The organism is Nocardia brasiliensis (assembly GCF_011801125.1).
GTDB classification, from domain to species: domain Bacteria; phylum Actinomycetota; class Actinomycetes; order Mycobacteriales; family Mycobacteriaceae; genus Nocardia; species Nocardia brasiliensis_C.
Genome location: NZ_CP046171.1, coordinates 4365755 through 4385316 on the forward strand (window position 1 = coordinate 4365755; position 19562 = coordinate 4385316).

6 protein-coding genes are annotated in these 19562 nt (G+C 68.8%); all 6 read right to left on the minus strand.

All coding sequences use genetic code 11. From position 1 onward, the window contains the following. Nucleotides 1–88: 88 nt before the first annotated feature. The 6 genes from F5X71_RS19675 to F5X71_RS19700 are packed head-to-tail and all read right to left on the minus strand — an operon-like array spanning nt 89 to nt 19293. On the minus strand, nt 89–835 hold the full coding sequence (locus tag F5X71_RS19675) for a GNAT family N-acetyltransferase (RefSeq protein WP_167463364.1): 747 nt from the start codon (nt 833–835) through the stop codon (nt 89–91). Further along, a complete protein-coding gene (locus F5X71_RS19680; RefSeq protein ID WP_167463365.1) occupies nt 832–7731 on the minus strand; it encodes a non-ribosomal peptide synthetase in 6900 nt (2299 codons plus the stop codon). Before F5X71_RS19680 ends, F5X71_RS19675 begins: the two co-directional genes overlap by 4 nt. Further along, nucleotides 7721–15754, minus strand: coding sequence for a non-ribosomal peptide synthetase (locus tag F5X71_RS19685; RefSeq protein WP_167463366.1), 8034 nt, complete (start codon nt 15752–15754; stop codon nt 7721–7723). Before F5X71_RS19685 ends, F5X71_RS19680 begins: the two co-directional genes overlap by 11 nt. After that, nucleotides 15751–17259 (minus strand): hypothetical protein, encoded by a 1509-nt coding sequence (locus F5X71_RS19690; protein WP_167463367.1) that lies wholly within the window; start codon nt 17257–17259, stop codon nt 15751–15753. Before F5X71_RS19690 ends, F5X71_RS19685 begins: the two co-directional genes overlap by 4 nt. Before the next feature lie 10 nt (nt 17260–17269). Next, nucleotides 17270–18271 (minus strand): 2,3-diaminopropionate biosynthesis protein SbnB, encoded by a 1002-nt coding sequence (sbnB, locus tag F5X71_RS19695; protein WP_167463368.1) that lies wholly within the window; start codon nt 18269–18271, stop codon nt 17270–17272. A gap of 35 nt (nt 18272–18306) precedes the next feature. Next, entirely contained in the window at nt 18307–19293 is a 987-nt protein-coding gene (locus F5X71_RS19700) for a pyridoxal-phosphate dependent enzyme (RefSeq protein WP_167463369.1), read from the minus strand. Nucleotides 19294–19562: the final 269 nt, after the last annotated feature.

The window sequence follows — 19562 nt, forward strand, 5'->3', positions numbered from 1 at the left end:
ATTCCAAAGGCGAAACGCACGGGATAGCCACCGCCGCAACTCGTTCGAAACACCGAGACGACACGGGCGACCGTGCATGTCACCGAGCTCAGTGCGACGGCGAGTAACCGAAGGGCCGAGTCCGGGTGACGAGCCGGAAGCCCAATCGACGCAGGATGGGTTCCGAGGTGGGCAGGGCGTCCACATAGACGTGGCCGCGGCCGGCCGAAAATGATTGGGCCAGCCGGGAGTTCACCAGGTCGGTGTAGAGTCCGCGCCTGCGGAACTCGGGCTTGCTGCGCCCGCCTGCCAGCTCGGCGAGGCCCGGTGTCGCGCCGAAATGCAAGCGCCCGCAGGAGGCGGGGACGTCGCCCAGATAGGCGATGTGGACGAACACGCTGCCGTCGAGTTGCGCGCGCAGCTGCTCGATCTGCCGCTCGACGTGGGAACGCCCTGTCGCACGCAGGATTTCGGCCACATCGGCGAGCTCGTCGGCCGCGGAGTCGGCCACCCTGATACGCCGGTCGTCCGCGAGGGCCACCGGATCGTCCGGCGGGTCGACGCGCACGAGCACCGACTCGACCGGCTCCGGTTCGAAACCTGCCTGCTCGAGCGCCCGTTCAAGCCCAGGCACCGCGTCGTGTTCGTAGGTCTTCCATTCCAGTTCGTAGCCCGCGCGGTCGGCGGCGGCGACCTCGCGGGCGACCAGCGCGGTGGGATCGTCTGAGGTCTCGTACACGTAGCTGATCCGGCACTCGGACCGGTCGCGCGACCACTCCCGGACCACATCACCGGTTTCGTCGCGCTCCCCGGCAGTGCGCCGCTCGGCGTCGAGGCGCCGCAGAGCGTCGCTCACAGCCGCGCCCCCTCGGTGGCGAGCGCGGCGGTGACCTCGGCGGGCGGGACCTCGTCGATCAGCAGGTCGATGCCGGCGCACAGGCGGTCGGCCAGCGCCTCTACGGTGCGAGCCGCGAACAATTCGGTGTTGTAGGTGATGACGATCTCCAGAGTGTCGGGGGTCCGGCCGAAGGTGATCTGCAGCTCGGCTTCCTTGGCGCGGCGGGGGAGTTCGCGCGGCAGCAGTGTGAACGACCGGCCGTGCGTGGCGGGGTCGGCGGCCCATTCGTCGAACGCGATCATCACATCGAACAGCGGGCTGCGATCGGCGCCGCGACGCCACCCGAGGTCGCGCATGATCGAGCCGTACGGGTACTCCTGATAGGCGAACGCGCGCAACACCTCGCGTTGCGCCTCCCGCAGCACCTCCCCGACCGACGCATCGGCCGCGTGACGCAGCCGCATGGGCACGATGCTCAGATAGTTGCCGATCTGGTCCTCGAACTCGACCCGGTCTCGCCCGCGCGCATAGGTGCCGATCACCAGATCGGTGCGCCCGGTCTCGGCGAAAAGCAGCAGTGCGACGGCCGTTCGAGCCACCACGAAGCCGGTCGCGCCGTGCCGCCTGGCGAGTTCGTCGAACGCGGCCGCACGCTCGGCGGGCAGCGTCCGGTAGCACCGGGCGCCGGGCAGCGTCGTCGTTTCCGGACGCGGGTAGTCGGTCCGCAGTGCGAGATCAACGCTCGCGCCCGCCAATTCCGCTTGCCAGAAGGCGCGGGCGCGCGCCGCGTCCGCTTCCGCCGACCGCCGGGCCGCGGCGAATTCCTTGTACTGGATCGGCAAGGCGGGCAGTTCGGCCGCTTCGGTGGACAGCCCGTCGTAGATCGTGACGAGCTCGTCCTTCAGCACCTCGACCGAACGACCGTCCGAGGCCAATTGGTGCATCGAAATCAGCAGCGACGCATCGCCGGAGCCGGTGTGCAGCAGGTCGACACGAATCGGCGCCTCCTTGGTCAAGTCGAACGGTGTGTCGATTCGCCCCGCGACGAACGCGGAAACGGCCTGTTCGTCGGCCAATTCGTGCGAGTCGACCGGGGTGGCGAGCGCGCCGGCCGGATGCACGATCAGCCGGGCGGCCGCGAGATCGTAGGTCGTGCGCAGGCTCTCGTGCCGGGACAGCAGCATCGCCACAGTCTGCCGCAGCCGCGGCAGGTCGATCGCGCCGACCACGTCGAACAGGTCGTTGCGGTGGAACGCGGCCGGAACCGCACTCGACGACTCGAGGTCGAGCAGCAGCCGCTGACCGGGCGCGACCGGATAGCTGCCCGGCCCGCCGAGGGATGTCAGCACCGCCGACGCGCTTCCCGGCGCGATCACCGCGGCCAGACCGGCGATCGTCGGATGGGTGAAGATGTCGGCGAGGGTGAGTTCCGCGGCCAGCTCGGCGCGCACCCGCGACAACAGCCGGATCGCGCTCAGCGAGTTCCCGCCGAGGTCGAGAAAGCGGTCGTGCACGCCGACCGGCCGCTGCAACACCTCTTCCCAGAGGCGCACCAGCTCGTATTCGACCGCCGACGCGGGCGCGCGGTCGTGTGCCGCCGCGGACTCGGTGGTCGAGCCAAGTCGTTCGAGCGCCTTGCGGTCGGTTTTTCCGTTGGGTGTCAACGGGATTCGCGGAATTTCGATCAGCTCCGGCACCATGTAGTGCGGCAACTGGGCAGTCAGGTACGCGGCGCACTCGTCGAGCGGCGCGCCCGGATCCTCGCGCACGACGAAGGCGACGAGACGGTCGCGCTCGTCCGTGGTCACGACCGCGCAGGCGCGCACCGACGGCGCGACCGAGACGCGATGCTCGATCGCCCCGAGATCGACCCGGAAGCCGCGGACCTTCACCTGATTGTCCTTGCGGCCGATCAGTTCCAGAGTACCGTCGCCACGCCAGCGGCCGAGATCACCCGTCCGGTACATCCGCCGGTCCGCATCGAACGGGTCCGGCCCGAAGACTCTGGCGGTCTGCTCGGGGGCGTGCAGGTAGCCGCGACCGACCGCGACACCGGAGACACAGATCTCCCCCGGCTCGCCGCGCGGCACCAGGCGGCCGCGGCCGTCGAGGATGTAGATCGCGGTGTTGCGGATCGGGCGGCCGAGCGGCACCGAGCCGGAGTCGACGGGCGCGGTGATGATGTGGTGGGTGATGTCGTCGGATGCCTCGGTCGGCCCGTAGGCATTGACGACCGGAACGGCGGGAAAGGCCCGTAGCCAATCGTTCACGATCTTCGGCTGCACCACCTCGCCGGTGACGAGCAGCCATTCGAGCGTGCGGATCTCGTGCTCGCGCCAGCTGTCGAGCACCGCGGCGAGATACGACGGCACGACCTCGAGTACTGTCACACCATCGCACTCGAGCCGGTCGCGCAGCGAAATCGGTTCGAGCTGTAGCGATTCCGGATAGATCACGGTGCGTCCGCCAACGAACGGGGCGGCGAACATCTGCCAGACCGAGATGTCGAAGCTGTTCGACGCGGTCTGCGCGACTACGCTGTTTTCGTTCAGCCGCAGATCATCGATCTTGGCGTGCAAGTGGTTGAGCATCCCGGCGTGCTCGACCATCGCGCCCTTGGGCGCACCGGTGGACCCCGAGGTGTAGATGACGTAGGCCAGACCGGAGGCTTCGGGATCGGGCCGGGGTAGCTCGGCGCCGGACTCGGTATCGGCGGCGCCCTCGGCGAGATCCAGCAGCGTCGCGGTCGTCGGCGCCAGCCCCGCGGGCATATTCGCGCGATCGACCAGCGCCAGCTTCGCGCCCGACGCCTCGATCACCGAGGCCGCGTACGCGGCAGGATGTTTGGGATCGATCGGCAGATAGGCGGCGCCGCACTTCCAGATCGCGAGGATCGACTCGACCACCGCGACCGCGCGGTCCAGCACCACGGCGACGATATCGCCCGCGCCGATTCCGTTGCGGCCCAACAGCCGTGCCATCTGGTTCGCCCGGTGATCCAGCTCGGCGAAGCTGCGCTGCCCCTGCGGTCCGATCAGGCAGACGCGATCGGGGGCGGTCGCCGCGAAACGTTCGATAGCATGGTGGATCCGGACCGACGCGTCGAACGGCACCGAGCGATACCCGACGGCCAGCAGGTCCTGGTGGGTGCGCGGACCCACCAGCGGCAGGTCCGCGAGCGGGTCGTCCGGCGCGGCGAGCAGCACCTCCAGCAGGCCGACATAGCCGTCCCACAGCAGGCCGATCGCTTCCTCGTCGAAAAGGCCGGTGTCGTAACGGATTACCGCGTTCAGGCCGTCGGCGTGTTCGGACAGCATGATGTTGATCGGGAAAACGCTGGTTTCCAACGTGACCGGCAGCGCCGTCGCCGTCGGACCCGCGTCCGGTGCCGCGGCGCCCTCGGCGAACTGTTCGAACTCGATCAGCACGTCGAAAAGGTGGGGGGCGCTCAGTCGCTCGCTCCGCCGCAGTTCCGCGACCAACTCCTCGTAGGTGAACGCGCCGTGCCCGGCGGCCAGGCGCAGCTCCGCCCGCACCGCCGCGTCCAGATCCTTCAGGCTGTGCCGCTGCTGCACCGCCACTCGCAGCGCGACCGTGCGCACGAACATTCCGACGGTGTGCTCCACCGACTCTCGGTTGCGGCCCGACAGCGAGGTCCCGAGCACGACCTCGCCGCTGTCGGTGTGCCGGGCGAAGTACGCCGCGAACACGGCGCAGGTCGCGACGAACGTGCTCGTCGACTGGGCCCGGGTGAACCGCTGCAGCCGCTCCCACACACCGTCGGTCAAACCGTATGTCCGATAGGCGCCGCGGAAATCGCGGGCCGCGCCCGCGCGGGCGGGCAGCCGGATCGGCGCGGGCACCTCCGCGAAGCGCCGCAGCCAATACTCCTGGGCGGCCGTCTTCGACCGGCCGGACTGCTCGAGTTCGACCAGCAGCTCTTCGCGATAGTCACCGGCGTCCGGCAGGACCGCCTGCGTCCCGGTGGCATTCGCGCGGTAGAGGGCGAACAGATCACGCACCAGGATGTCCAGCGACCAACCGTCGGCGACGAGATGGTGCGTGCTCACGGTCAGCACCGACTGGTCGTCGAGGAAGGTGGCCAGGTGCGCGCGGAACAGCTGTCCCTGTGCCAGATCGAACGGGCGCTCGGCGATCGCACGGCTCTCGGCGATCACCACCGCGGCCTCCGGCAGCGCTCGCGCCTCGACCGTGGTCGTGAACGGCGCCGCCGGACGCACTCGCGGAAACTCCTGCCGGACAACGTCGTCGTGGTGGGTGAACGCCACCCGCAATGCGGCATGGCGGTGCAGCAGCTGATCGACCGCCGCGCGCATCGCCTCGGTGTCGACCGGCCCGTCGAGCTGGAAGCTGCGGGTCAGGTTGAATGCGACCGAGCCGCCCTCGAATTGGGCGGCCACCCAGATCTGTTGCTGGGCCGAGCTCAACGCGAACGGCCCGTGCGTGTCCGTGACGACGACCTCGGGTGCGGGCGCACCTGCCTGCGCCCGCACCTCGTCGATATGCTGTGCGAGGGCGCGCGGCGTCTCATGATCGAAGATCGCGAACTGGTCGAGGGCGATGCCGTACTCGCTCTGGATGCGGTTGAGCACCTGCAGACCGCTGATCGAATCCCCGCCGATGTCGAAAAACGACTCGTCGGGATCGACGGTGTCCAGGCCGAGGACACGCTTCCACGCGTCTTCGACCGCGGCGTGCGAGTCACGCACCGGCGCGTCCGCCGTCGCTCGCTCGGTGCGTTCCGTGGCCACCGCGATCCGCTCGATCCAGCACCTGATGCGCTGGAACTGGTAGGGCGGCAGCTCGATTCGCCGTCCGTCCCCCGCGGTCGCGGCCCAGTCCCACGCCACCCCGAGCGTGTACAGCCGGGCGAGGACGTCGAGATAGCCGCGCTCGCCGTCGCCGAACGCGACCACGGGATAGTCGCTGAGACCGCGCGCGGCCAGCTGCCGGGACACCGTCGACAGCGGGCCCGCCTCGACGAAGACGACCCGCTCGCCCGCGAGCTTGCCGAGCAGCCGATCGACCCGATCCGCCAGTTCTCCGGCCACCTCCGGTGCCGGCGCGGCGGCGAGTTCGACTGCCTCGGCGAGCCCGACCCGGCCGCGGCAGGCATCGAGCACCAGCTTGCCCGCGCCCTCGCCGACCACGTGCTGGAAGCTCAGCCCGATCGCCTCGAAGTGGCCGTACAGCGCGTACTGGAAGGCGAAGCCGCGGTTGTGCCCGACACCCGCCTCGGCCGCCGCCGCGGCGCAGTCGGCGTAGCGGCGCTCGAACACCGGGCTCATCCGCCGCAATGCGGTGACGAGCGCGTCGGAGGCGTGGCACTCGCCCGAAACGATCAGTCCGACAGCGGTTTCCGGTGGCTCCACCGCGGCGTCCGAAATTGATGGCAGCAGTGCCCCACGCAACTCCGCGAGATCGGTCGCGGTGAGCGCGTACCGATACCGGTAGTGGTCACGACCGCCGACGAGGGTCGCCTGCAGGTCGGCCAACCGCGTGCCGGGATGGGCGTCCAGCCAGCGACGCAGCGCGTCGAGGTTCGCTCGCAGCGACTCGATGCTCTTGGCCGACACCGGAATCCAGGCCGCGTCGGCGGTAACCGGGCGGTCCGCCACGACCGGCGCCTGTTCGAGCACCGCGTGCGCGTTGGTGCCCATCACGCCGAACGAACTGACCCCGGCCCGGTGCGGATGGCCGTCGACGACCCAGGGCGTGAACTCGCGGGTTACCACGACGGCCGAGTTCTCGAAGTCGATGAGCGGACTCAGCTCCGAGGTGTGCACGTTCGGAAAGAGCACCTCGTTACGTAATGCCAAGGTCGCCTTGACGATACCGACCAAGCCCGAAGCACTCCAGGTGTGGCCGATATTGCTCTTCGCCGAGGAGATCGCGCAGAACCGCTTGCGGTCGGTGGCGCGCGCGAACGCCCGGTCGATCGCCGCCACCTCGATCGGATCGCCCAGCCGGGTCGCGGTGCCGTGTGCCTCGATGTAGGTGATCGTCGCCGGATCGATCCGCGCTTTGCGCCAAGCCCGTTCCAGGACTTCGGCTTCGGCGTCCGCGTCGGGCGCGGTCAGCATGCTCGACCGGCCACCGACGTTGTTGACCGCGACGCCCTTGAGCACCGAGTGGATGATGTCGTTGTCGCGCAACGCGTCGGCGAGCCGTTTGAGGACGAGCACCACGACGGCCTCGCCGGATCCGGTGCCGTCGGCATCGGCGGAAAAGCACCGCGTCCGGCCGTCGGCCGAGCGAATGCCGATGTCCGGACCGGTGTCGTCGCCGAGGCGGTCGGGAAACAGATTCAGACCGGCCGCGCAGCTCAGCGCGATGTCGGCGTCGCCGGTGAGCAGATCGTTGACGGCGAAATGCACCGCGACCAGGCCCGACGAGCAGGACGAGTCGATCATCGCCGAGGGTCCGCGCAGGCCGAGGAAGCGCGACACCCGACCGGCCGTCGCCGCCGCGTGACTGCCCATCACCAGGGTGGGCTCCGGCTCGGCGGCCAGCAGATCGTAGGCGATCTTGGTGTCCGCGACATACACCGAACCGCGTTGCCCGGACAGTGAACTCAGCGGATAGCCGGCGTTGTCGACGGCCTGGCAGGCGGTCTGCAGCAGCAGCCGGTGCTGGGGCGCCATATTGTTCGCCTCGCCCTTGGCGAAGCCGAAGAAGGCGTGATCGAAGGTGTCGATATCGTCGAGATAGCCGAATTCCTGGTAACTCTCGTCCTCCGGCAGCGACGTGCGCCGCATCCGCTCGGCGGAGACCGGCCGGACACTGTCGCGCCCGGCGGCGAGATTGTCGAAGAACGCACCCAGATCATCGGCTTGCGGCAACCGCGCCGCCATGCCGACGATCGCGATGTCGTGCGGGACGTCAGAAGTCATGCTCAACCGGCTCTCTGGTGGTCGCGGCGGCGGGCGCCAGGTACTCGGCCTGGCCCGCGATCGTCGGATGGGAGAACAGATGCGGCACGCGGAAAGTGCCGGGGAACCGCTCGTCGAGCAGGTGATAGAGCCGCAGCAGCTTCAACGAGGTGCCGCCGAGTTCGAAGAAGTTGTCCCGGATGCCCGGATCGGGCTGCTGCAGCACCTCTTTCCACACGTCCTGAATCGCCTGCTGGGTCGCGGTCCGCGGTTGCTTGTGCGGCCTGGGCGCCGGATTCGCGGTGGGGTCGGGCAGCGCCGCGCGATCCGGCTTGCCGTTCGGCGTGGTCGGAATGCGATCGATCGACACGAAGGCGCGCGGCACCATCGCGCTCGGCAGCCGTTCGGTGAGGTAGTCGCGCAGGATGTCGCCGAGCTCGGCGGCGGCCGCCGCGGCCACGACGTAGGCCGTCAGTGTGGGCTGCCCATCGAGGTAATCGGTTCGGACGAGGCAGGTTTCGACCAGCGCATGCCCGGCCACCGCGGCCTCGACCTCGGCGGGCTGGATCCGGATGCCATTGATCTTGACCTGGCTGTCGATCCGGCCGATGAGCTCGAGCGTGCCGTCGGGCCGCAGCCGCCCGAGATCGCCGGTGCGGTAGAGCAGGTCGTCCGGATCGGCGCGCCGCGGGTTCGGCACGAACGCCGGGGCCGCGTCCGGTTCGTTGTAATAGCCGTGGGTGCGCAACGGTGTGCGGATCACCACTTCCCCTGGTTCGCCGACGCCGCACTCGGTCTCGTCGCGCAGCACGGCGATCTGGCAGTGCGGCAACGGAGTTCCCACCGGCACCAGAGCCGGCATGGTGGTCTCGTCCACCACGTGGGCGAGCTTGGCCAGCGTTGTCTCGGTGGGGCCGTACAGGTTGACGAATCGGACGGTGCTGTCGCACCGGGACCGGAAGTTGGCGATCAGTTCGGCCTTGAGCGGCTCGCCGGCCAGGAACAGCCAGCGCAGCGCCGAGAGCGGCGTGCCGGTCCTGACATCGAGCAGCCACGATTGCAGCACCGTCGGCACCGTGTGCGCGACGGTGATGCGCTCCCGCTCGAACCACTCGAAAACCGAGCGGCCGCTGTAGCGGTCCGACCGGCGCGGGACGACCAGGGTGGCGCCGCTGACCAAGGGCAGCAACGTATCTCGCAGCATGACATCGAACGACGGGCTGGTCAGCTGCGCGCACCGATCGTCGGGACCGATGCCGAAGGTCGAACGCTGCCAGGCGAGGAAGTGGTCCAGGCCGCTGCGTCGGCCGAGCAAGCCGCGGGGGCGACCGGTCGTGCCCGAGGTGAAGAACAGGTAGGCCGGTGTATCGGAACCGATGTGGGGCAGCTCGGCCCATTCCGGATCGGCGACCAGCCCGGAATCCGCGTCCACGCGATGCACGGTCGGTATCTCGGGGATGTCGCCGCCACCGGCCGCCACGACCGTGCTCGGGCGGGCGATGGACAGCAGCTGGGTACGCCGTGCCGTGGGCAGCGCCGGGTCGAGCGGAAACACCGCGGCGCCGCTGCGCATCGTGGCGAGCAGGGCTACCACGAAGCCGATGCCGGGTGGGCCGGTGACCGCGACGATTTCGCCCGCGGCGACGCCACGCGCGGCCAGGTGCCCGGCCAGGCACAGCGTGCGCTCGTCGAGTTCCTGATAGGTCAGGGTCAGCTCGCCGTGGGACACGGCGACCTGATCGGGCCGCAACCGGGCCTGCGCGCTGATCTCGTCGAGCAGCGACGGCGGCGTCGGCGCCTCGAGCGCGGCGGCGAATTCTGCGTTGGCTCGCGCCAGCCCGGGTGCGCACAGCGAGTACTCGGCGAGCGGCCGGTCGGGCGCGCCAGCGACCTGGTCGAAAACGTAACTCGTCTGCGCGACAATGGCTTCGGCTCGTTCGGCGGCGAACAGGTCACGCCGGTACGCCAATTCGAGCTGCAGCTGGGTGCCGTCGTCGAAGAGGTAGAACGACAGCGCGAACTTGGCCTCGACCTCGAACTGGTCGCTGCGGAACTCGACATCGATGCCGTCGATGTCGAGCTCGGCCCGCATATCGTTCTGGAAGTTCACGAGCACGTCGAAAATCGGTGTGCGCTCGACATTCCGCGGCGGATTGAGCCGTTCCACGACGAGTTCGAACGGTGCGCTCTGATGGTCGTACGCCTCCCTGATGCCCGCGCTGACGCGCGTGATCAGATCGGCGAAGGACAGCTCGCCGGACAGATCGGTACGCAAGACCAAGGTGTTGAGGAACAGACCGGCCACCGAATCCAGCCCCGGCCCCTGCCTGCTGCTCACCGGGAACCCGACGGCCACATCGTCTTGCCCGCTCAGCCGCGACAGCACCAGATCGATGGCCGCCACCACGACCTCGAACACCGTGACGGCCCGCGCGGTAGCCAGCTCACGCAGGGCCGCCGTGGTTTCCGCGCTGATCGAGGCGAAGCAGCGCCCGGCCGTGGCCGCCGCGTCGAGATGCCGGTCCGTGGCGAGTTCCAGCGGCGGCGTCCCGGCCAGCCGGGCCACCCAGTAGTCGAGATCGCGCTCGATGGCGTCGGAGTCGCGCGCGGCGCGCTGTGATTCGGCGTAATCGATGTACTGCCAGGCTGGTTCGGCGGGCAGCGCGACGGCCGCGCCGGTCTCGTGCCGGTACAGCGTCGCGAGTTCGCGGGTGAGCAGCTGCATCGACCACCCGTCACCCGCGACATGGTGCAGCACGACGAGCAGGTGATGCTCCGTCGGAGCCACCCGGAACAGCACGACGCGCACCGGCGGTGCCGCCGCGAGATCGAACGGCGTGGCGGCGATCTCGCGGGCTTCCCGCGCCACCGCCGAGAAATCCTGGCCGAGACGGTCATACCGCGTGAACGGGAGCGGGTACTGCGCACGCACCTGCTGGAAGACCTCGTCGCCGACACTGGTGTAGGTGGTGCGCAGAATCTCGTGGCGCCGCACCAGCCAGGCCACCGCACGCTCGAAGGCGTCCAGATCCAGGGGACCGCTCAGACGGGCCAGCAGCTGGATGTTGTAGGCGGCGCTGGCGGGATCGAGCTGCTGCAGGAACCACATTCGCTCCTGCGCGTAGGAGAGCCGGTGCCGCGCTCGGCGCGGATGCCGCCGCAACAGGCCGGCGGCCGATGCCGCGGTGCCACCGAACCGGTCGATATGAGCGGCCTGCGCCGCGATCGTCCGGAACTTGAAGATCGTCGCCAGCCGGACCTCGATATCGAAGCGCTCGCTGATTCGGGAGCTGAGCTGCAGAGCGCTCAGCGAATTGCCGCCGAGGGCGAAGAAGTCGTCGGTCACGCCGATCGCGCCGGTCGGCAGCAGGGGCTGCCAAAGTTCCAGCAGCGCGAGTTCGGTCGCCGACTCGGGGGCGGTGCGGACCGGCGTCGGCGCCGACTCGATGGCGGCCAGCCTGCGCCGGTCCACCTTGCCGTTCGCGGTGACCGGAATGGCGTCGACCGGCACGATGTGCGTTGGCACCATGTGATCGGGCAGCTGCCGTACACAGGCCGCGTGCACCTGGTCGATCTCGGTCTCGGCGATCCCGGTGACGAACGCCCGCAGATAGGCCACGCCCGCCGCGGTGCGTTCGAGCAGCACCACGACGGCATCGACGGCGGGCACCCGGCGGATCGCGTGCTCGATCTCGCCGAGCTCGACGCGCAGCCCGCGCAGCTTGACCTGATCGTCGCGGCGCCCGAGATAGACGATCTCACCGTGCTCGGTCCAGCGCGCCAGATCTCCTGTGCGATAGAGCGACTCCCCCGGCGCGTACGGGTTCGCCACGAAACTCCGCGCGGTCAGATCGGGACGGCCGAGATAACCGCGCGCGAGTTGCACACCGGCGATGCACAGTTCGCCCGCGACGCCGAGGGGCGTGAGCTCGGCGTTGTCGTCCAGGATGAACAGGCGGTTGTTGGGTGCGGGCCTGCCGATGGTCACCGGACGGGCGGCATCGACCTTGGTCGCGCTGACATCGATGGCTGCCTCGGTGGGGCCGTAATAGTTGTGCAGCTCGGTCGATTCCGCCACCGACCGCATACGCCGGGCCAGGTCATCGCTCAGTGCCTCGCCGCTGGTCACACAGTGCCGGACGCCGTCGAATCCGGCGCCCACCGGTGCGCTCAGGTACTGCTCGAGCATCGAGGGCACGAAATGCACCACGGTGACCGCGTTTTCCTCGATCGCCGCGCGAATCACCGCCGGGTCCTTCTCCCCGCCGGGTGCGAGCACGACCTGGCGCGCGCCGAGCACGCCGGGCAACAAGATCTCCCACACCGAGACGTCGAACACATACGGCGTCTTGTGCAGGAATACGTCGGCGTCGGACAGGCCCAGATCGTCGATCATCCAGGACAGCCGGTTGAACAGGGCACCGTGCTCGACCAACACGCCTTTGGGGCGACCGGTCGAGCCGGAGGTGTAGATGCAGTAGGCGGCATCGTGCGGCGAAACCTCCTGCCGCTCACCCGCATCCGGGTCGAGCGGCGCCCGCACGTCGAGCACGGCCGCCGTGATGGCGCCGAGCCGGGACGCGGTCGTCGGATCGTCGACCACGAGCACGCGCGCCGCGCTGTCGTCCAGCAACGACCGCAGCCGTGGCGCCGGGTCGTTGGTATTGAGTGGCAGATAGGCCGCGCCGGACTTCAATACGCCGAGGATCGTGGCGACCATCGCGGTCGAACGGTCCATCAGCAGTGCCACCAGGTCGCCGCGCCCGACCCCGTGCCGCCGCCGCAAGGTTGCGGCCACCGCGTTCGCCTGTGCGTCGAGTTCGGCGAAAGTCAGTGCGCCGCACTGATCCACGGTGGCGATCCGATCCGGGAACAGGCGTGCCCGGCGCTCGAAGAGTTGCTGCACCGGAACGGGCGCACCGTAATCCACCGCCGTGTCGTTGAACGTGGTGAGCAGCCGATGCCGTTCGGCCGCGGAAAGCATCGTCAGCGTCGCGACGGGTACGTCGGGCGTCGCGACCGCGCCGCGCAGCAGTGTCTCGAAATGGTCGAGCAGCCGCTCGATGCGGACCACATCGAACATCTCGGTGGAGAACTCGGCGAGCACGGCCAAACCGTGCGGGGTGTCGCGAAGGAACAGGGTCAGATCCAGTTTGCTGTGCGCGTTCGGTGCGACGACCCGCGCCACCTCGACGCCGTCGAGCGACGTGGTCGGTTCGCCCCAGCCGGGGTCGATCATCACCATCACGTCGAAGAACGGGTTGCGATCGAGATTCGACACGTCGCCGCGGTCGCTGACCACCCGGTCGAACGGATAGTCGCCGTGCTGCAACGCCTCTGCGATCGTCGTCTTGGCCGCACGCAACAGGTCACGGAAGCTCGATGCGGGAAACACGGTGTCGCGCAGGGCCACCGCGTTGACGTAGTAACCGACCTGCTGTTCCAGCTCGGCGAGCGGCCGACCGAGCACCGAGGTGCCGATGGCGAAATCGCGCTGCCGGGTATAGCGGTGGAACAACACCCGCATGGCGGTGATCAGTCCGGCGAACAGGGTCGCGTTCTCGGTGCCGCACAGCGTGCGCAGCCGCTCGGCGACCGCGGCGGGGACGGTCCGCTCGACGGTCATCCCGCGGAAAGTCCGTTCAGCGGGGCGCGGCCGATCCGTTGGCAGATCGAGATGATCGATCTCGCCGCTCAGCTTGTCCAGCCAGTACTGCTTCGCCGCCACGGCGGCCGGGGCGTCGAGCGCACTCTGCTGCCAGACCGCGAAATCCTTGTACTGCAGCGAAAGCCGATGGGGATCAGGTGCCTTACCCGCGCGCGACTCGCAGTAGCGGCTGAATATCTCGTTGATGAGCACGGTGAGCGACCAGCCGTCGGTGGCGATGTGGTGCATCGCCACCGCGAAGATCCGCGTGTTCGGTGCGCGACGGATGACGGCGGCACGGAACAACCGGCCCGTCGTGAGATCGAAGTCGCGCGCGACGAATTCGGCGAGGAAGGCCTCGCATTCCGAGTCTGAGTCGATGGCCACCGCCGACCAATCGAGTTCGGCGTCCTCGACGACATGCTGGCGGGGCAGCCCGTCGACGGTCGTGATGGCGGTGCGCAGCGCCTCGTGGCGCCGCAGTACGTGCTCGACGGCGTCGCGCAGCAGGTCCACGTCGACATCGCCGGTCAAGCGGTAGACGAGCGGCTCGACGAAGGCCGCGTGCGGCGCACCCGCCTGCTCGAGCAACCACAGCGACTGTTGCCCGGCGGTCAGCGGATACGAGGAGGCGGCCGGTGCTACGGCGATCTCGGTCCGCTCTGCCCCCGCCGTGCCGAGGTAGTCGGCGAGCAGCTCGACCGAGCAGTTGCCGAGCAGCCGGGAAACCTCTACCGCACAGCCGAGTTCACTGCGGATACGGCGGGCGACCCGTGCCGCCTTCAAGCTGTCGCCACCCAGGTCGAGAAAACCGTCGGTGATGCCGACCCGCGCCCAGCCGAGGCTGTCCTGGAAGATGGCGCACAGGCGGGCGTCGGTGTCGTCACGGGGCGCGACGTAGCGGGTCGCCGGCGCCGACTCCGTGCTCGGCATCGGCAACGCGTTGCGATCGATCTTGCCGCTACCCGTCAACGGGAACACGTCCATCGGCACGTACCGGGTGGGAATCATGTAGTCCGGCAACGTCCGTCGCAGATTCTCGGCGAGTCGCCGCGCGTCGCACGCACCCACCCAGTACGCGGCCAGCTCCGGCTGTCCGGTCAGGTCGACCACGGTGACAACGCCGTCATCGACACCCGCGGTGTTCGACAGCGCGTTCTCGATCTCCCCGAGTTCGATGCGGAAACCCCGGATCTTGACCTGGTGATCGCGGCGCCCGCGCAGATCGATCTCACCGTTCGGCAACCGGACGCCCAGGTCGCCCGAGCGGAACGCGCCCGCCACGAACCGTTCGCCGGTGAGCTCCGGCTTGTTCAGGTAGCCGCGGGCGACACCGGTGCCGCCGATCCACAGCTCGCCGAGCACCCCTGGCGCGCACACGATCCCGTCGTCGTCCCGGATCTCGATCCAGGTGTTCGGCAGTGGGTTGCCGACGGTGATCGGCCCCGTCCGCGGCACTTCGGTGGCGGTCGCGTAGATCGTCGTCTCGGTCGGGCCGTACAGGTTGTAGAGCGTGCAGTCGGTGGTGACCGCGTAGAACTCGTCGCGCAGTGCCGGTTTGAGCGGCTCGCCGGCGACCAGGCACCGGGTGACGCCCGGCAGTGGCTCGCCGTCCACGGTCGCCAGATGCGTGGCCAGTCCCGACGGCGTGAACTGCACGATATCGACGTGATGATCGATGATCGCGCGCCGCACCACATCCGGTGACCGCTGCGCCGCGGGCGGCAAGAGCACCACGGCGGCGCCGTTGAGCAACGGCACGAAGAGCTCGAGCAGCGAGATATCGAAGGTGAACGTCGTCCGCTGCAGGACCACGTCCGCCGGACCGATGTCGAGGTAGGTCCCCGCCCACTCCAGCACGTTCAGCACGCCGCGCTGGGTGAGCATCACCCCCTTGGGCTTTCCGGTCGAACCGGAGGTGTACAGGTAATACGCCAACGGATCTCCGACGTCGGCCACGACCGGCGGCGCAGGCGAATTGACCGGCGGCACAACATCTCTGATATCGATGACCCGCAGACCGGACGAGTCGAGCTCGGCGACCTCGACATTCGTGACCAGGAACTCGGCGCCGCAGTCGGCGAGGATGAATCGGGTGCGCTCGGCGGGATGCGCGGGATCGAGCGGCACGCACACGCCGCCCGCCGCGAGGATGCCCAGCAGGCACACCGGCAGCTCGATGCCGCGCTCGAGCAGTACCGGGACCGGCATCCCGGGCCGCACGCCGTGCCGGTGCAGCAGATCGGCGAACTCGGCAACCCGGTGTGTCAGCGCGCGGTAGCTGAGCCGTTGATCCCCGCAGATCAACGCGGTGCGGTCCGGATAGGTGGCGGCGGCGACCGCGACGAACTCCGGCAGCGATCGCGGCCGTGTCGGCAGAAAAGTGTCTTCGCTCATGGCGTTTCGAGGCCTTTGCGATCGTAGGGCGCCGTGCGGTGCGAGCCGGCGGAGAGTTCGGCGGTCGCGACGGGAAACCACCCGGCGGTGGTCAAGCAGGCCAGCTGAATCCGGCGATAGCGCGACGGATCCGGCAGCGCGGCATCGACGAACGGAACAAGGTCGGCGAGGAACCGCGCGGCGGGGAACTCCACCCCGGGCGCGTCGGGCCGAGCCGGGTCCTTGACGGCCAGATCGGCGATGGCGAGGTCACGGACCACCTTCGCGAACTGGGACCAGCGGACGAAGCGCACGTCCTGCGCGGACACGACATCGAACAGCGAGACCGCCGCGTCGCCGTTCGCCGGGACGATCTCGATGTCCTCCAACGCCTCGGCCGGCACCCATGGCCGATGCCATGCGGACAGGTCACCGCTCGCCGCTTTCCTTGCGCGGATGGGCAATTCGGCCGGGGACGGCAGCTTGTATTCGTCGGGCACGGTGCCGTTGGAATACATGGGCACGCTGGTGCACGGCCACTGTTCCGAGCGGCGGAGCAAGGCGAGGAGCAGCACCACGCCGATCCCCGAGCCGAGCACCGCCAACGCGGTCGCACCGGGCCGCTGCGCCGCAGCCGCGGCGCCGAAGGTGTCCGAGGCGAGCACACCGCGCAGCGGCGTCCAGTCGACCACCAGCAGGTAGCACCACATCTGGATCCAATAGGCGGGCATCATCACCAACAAGATGCCGATGTGCAGCGCGATCCAGGCGAGCACGAACTCGGTACGCCAGGCGGGAAAGACCAGTGCCGCCGGTGCCGCGAGCTCGATCACGACGGTCGCGCAGGCGAGCACACGCAGGACCGCGAGCCGCCGCAGCAATGCCCGCGACAGCCACGGCGCGCGGGCGAACGGGGCCGATCGATCGATGTAGAACCACAGCGACTTACCGGTCAGCCACCCGGTTCCGCCGTGGCGCACCTTCGAGACACCGCCCGCGAACATGATGTAGGCCAGGAACACCAGCAGCAGTTGCGGCGCGAATCCCGAGGTGAGCACCGAGTCGGGGCCGACGAGCAGCGGCATGCCGACATGATCGGACAGATACGCGTCGAGCGACGCCGCGTCGTGCGACACCGAGAACGACATGCTGAACAGGGCGAACAGGGCGGCGTGCGTCGAGTGGTTGGAGCCGAGCGCCCCCGCGTTCACCGCGTGCAGGAAGGCGAAACCGACGAATGTCAGTGCGCCGGAGACCGGTTGGGCGAAACCCGCGGCCGCGGCCACCCAGCAGACGATCGTCGCCCATCGGATCACGCGCAGTACCCGCGGGTCGACCCAGCTCAGACCGAGCACCCGCAGCGCGCCCACCGGGGTGTAGAACTCACGCCCCGTCTTGGCCATCAGCTTCGGCGCGTCGAGCGGTGACGGATGATCGAGCAGGCAGGCGATCAGCAGCCCGCCGTAGAACACCGCGCGCAGGATGCCGGGAACAGGCGGTACCGTGTCCAGCCACCAGGTGGTCATCGCGGTCCGCTCACCATCGGCTGGTCTCGGCGAAGAACTCCGGCACCGCGAGCGCGGTGCCCGCCGCGCGGGCGCGCTTGTGCACGTACGCCCCCACCGCGAGATCGAGCACGCCCATCCCGAACGGCGAGAAGACCACCGGGCCCGCGCCGGGCACATCGAGCGCCCCGGTGAGGATGTCGGCGAGCGTGCCGGTGACGAAATCCCGTGACCCGCTGAGCTGTTCGGCGAGATGCGGCGAGGTGTCGGCCTTGAGGCAGTGGTCGACGTCGTCGACGATATTGGTCGCCGCGAGCACCACCTCGGGGGCCAGGTCCCGCAGCGAGATGTTGAGCACCAGCTGACCTGGCGCGAATTTCGCGTCGATGTAGGGCTTCGCGGCTGTCGTCGCCAGCACCACCGTCTCGGCGCTCAACGCGTCCGCGAGGCCGGCCGCGATGCTCGCCTGCTGGCCGAGCTCTTGACTCAGGTAGTCGGCGAGCGCCCGGCTCGACGCCTCGTGCAGGTCGTAGATGACGAATTCGCTTGGGCGGCAGCCGATCGCGAGCAGGTAGTCACAGATGTTGCGCGCGATGACGCCGGCGCCGAGCACCGCGATCGCGGTGCTCGCGTAGCCCTCGGGTCGCAACGTGCGCGCGGCGAGCGCGGCGGAGGCAGCGGTGCGGGCGGCGCTGATCGTCGCGGCCTCCAGACACGCGATCGGGTAGCCGGTGGCGTAGTCGTTGAGCACCAGCACCGCCGAGGCGCGCGGGGCGCCCCTGGTGATGTTCTCCGGGAAGCTGGAGATCCACTTGATCCCGGCGAGCCCGACGTCGCCGCCGAGGAACGCGGGCAGCGCGATGATCCGCGCGGCGGGTTTGTCCGGGAATCGCAGGAAATAGCTGTCCGGGTTGACCGTGCTTCCCGCACGATGCGCGACGTAGGCGTCGCGCACGATATCTATGACGGCAGTTCGATTGTTCCGCAGAATGTCATTGACCACCGGGCCGGTCACGAGATCGAAGTCGAACACAACACTCTTCCTCTTTCGTGCTCTGTAGCAAAAGCTCAGCAAACAGAAGGTGAATGAACCGTTAACGGACACAAGGCCGCCGGTCCGTAGTTCTCGTCCACCCAGGCGTCGTTGTAGATGGTGCTCAGATAGCGATCTCCGAAGTCCGGCGATATCGCCAGCGCCGTGCAGCGCCGTGCCGGATCGTGCTCGGCCAGCCAGGACCGCGCGCCGTGCACCACCGTTCCGGTCGATCCGCCGAACAGAAAGCCCGCGCCCGCCAGGGTCCGGCACATCCTGATCGTGTCGATCTCCGAGACCCGGACCACGTCGTGCACCAGCGTGGTGTCGAGCAGCGGCGGGACGACGCCCGCGCCGAGCCCGGGGATCAGCCTGCGTTCGGACGGATGCCCGAAGCTCACCGACCCGATCGGGTCCACCGCGACAATCCGCAGGTCACTACCGATGTCGGCGAAATAGCGTGCACAGCCCATCGCGGTGCCGCCGGTGCCGACACCGACGAACAACACGTCCAGATCGGGGAACCGCGCGTGGATCTCCGGCGCGGTACCGCGGTAGTGCGCCTGCCAATTGGCGTCGTTGGAGTATTGGTCGAGCCAGACGTAGCGGCTGTCGCCGGCCAGCCGGTCCCGAATCCAGTTCAGCCGGGCGAGCAGCAGACCGCCGACCGGATCGGGTTCGTCGAGCACCACGACGTGCGCTCCGAAGGCCCGCATGGCGGCGATGGCCGTCTCGTTGCAGCGGGAGTCGGTGACGCAGACGAAGCGCACCCCCATGCTCGCCGCCGTCGCGCTCAACGCGACGCCCATGTTTCCCGAGGACGATTCGATGAGGATCGAGTCAGCGCCGAACGCGGCATCGGCGACCGCCGCCCGCATCATCGACGCGGCCGCGCGCATTTTGATGGATCCGCCGAAATTCAAGCCCTCGCATTTGAGGACGAGCGCATGCCCGAGTATCGATCCGACGTCTATATACAATCCAGAATTGATGTCGTCATACGGTCTGGAAACGACATTCATCCGAGCCGGTCCCCCTCATCGATCAGTACCACCGACGATCACTTCACCCGCCAATATCCCCGCAGACTGGCTCCCAGTGCGACGCTAAGGTAACCGCGAAGCAATTGTCCAGCGACACTTGACGTGACGCATATCACCACGGCCTCGTACGGTCCTGCTGCTAGCCTGACCCGGTCGAGGGTGACGCACTGCTCGACATTCCTGGCGAGTGTCACACGAGCTGATGTAGACACCATTTCTGCGCGTGCACACCCAGTGGGCCGAGGGGG

What these genes read in the sequence shown, in the direction of transcription:
- F5X71_RS19685 (WP_167463366.1), bottom strand. Translation starts at nt 15,754, where the DNA reads ATGAGCGAAGACACTTTTCTGCCGACACGGCCGCGATCGCTGCCGGAG.
- F5X71_RS19690 (WP_167463367.1), bottom strand. Translation starts at nt 17,259, where the DNA reads ATGACCACCTGGTGGCTGGACACGGTACCGCCTGTTCCCGGCATCCTG.
- F5X71_RS19680 (WP_167463365.1), bottom strand. Translation starts at nt 7,731, where the DNA reads ATGACTTCTGACGTCCCGCACGACATCGCGATCGTCGGCATGGCGGCG.
- F5X71_RS19700 (WP_167463369.1), bottom strand. Translation starts at nt 19,293, where the DNA reads ATGAATGTCGTTTCCAGACCGTATGACGACATCAATTCTGGATTGTAT.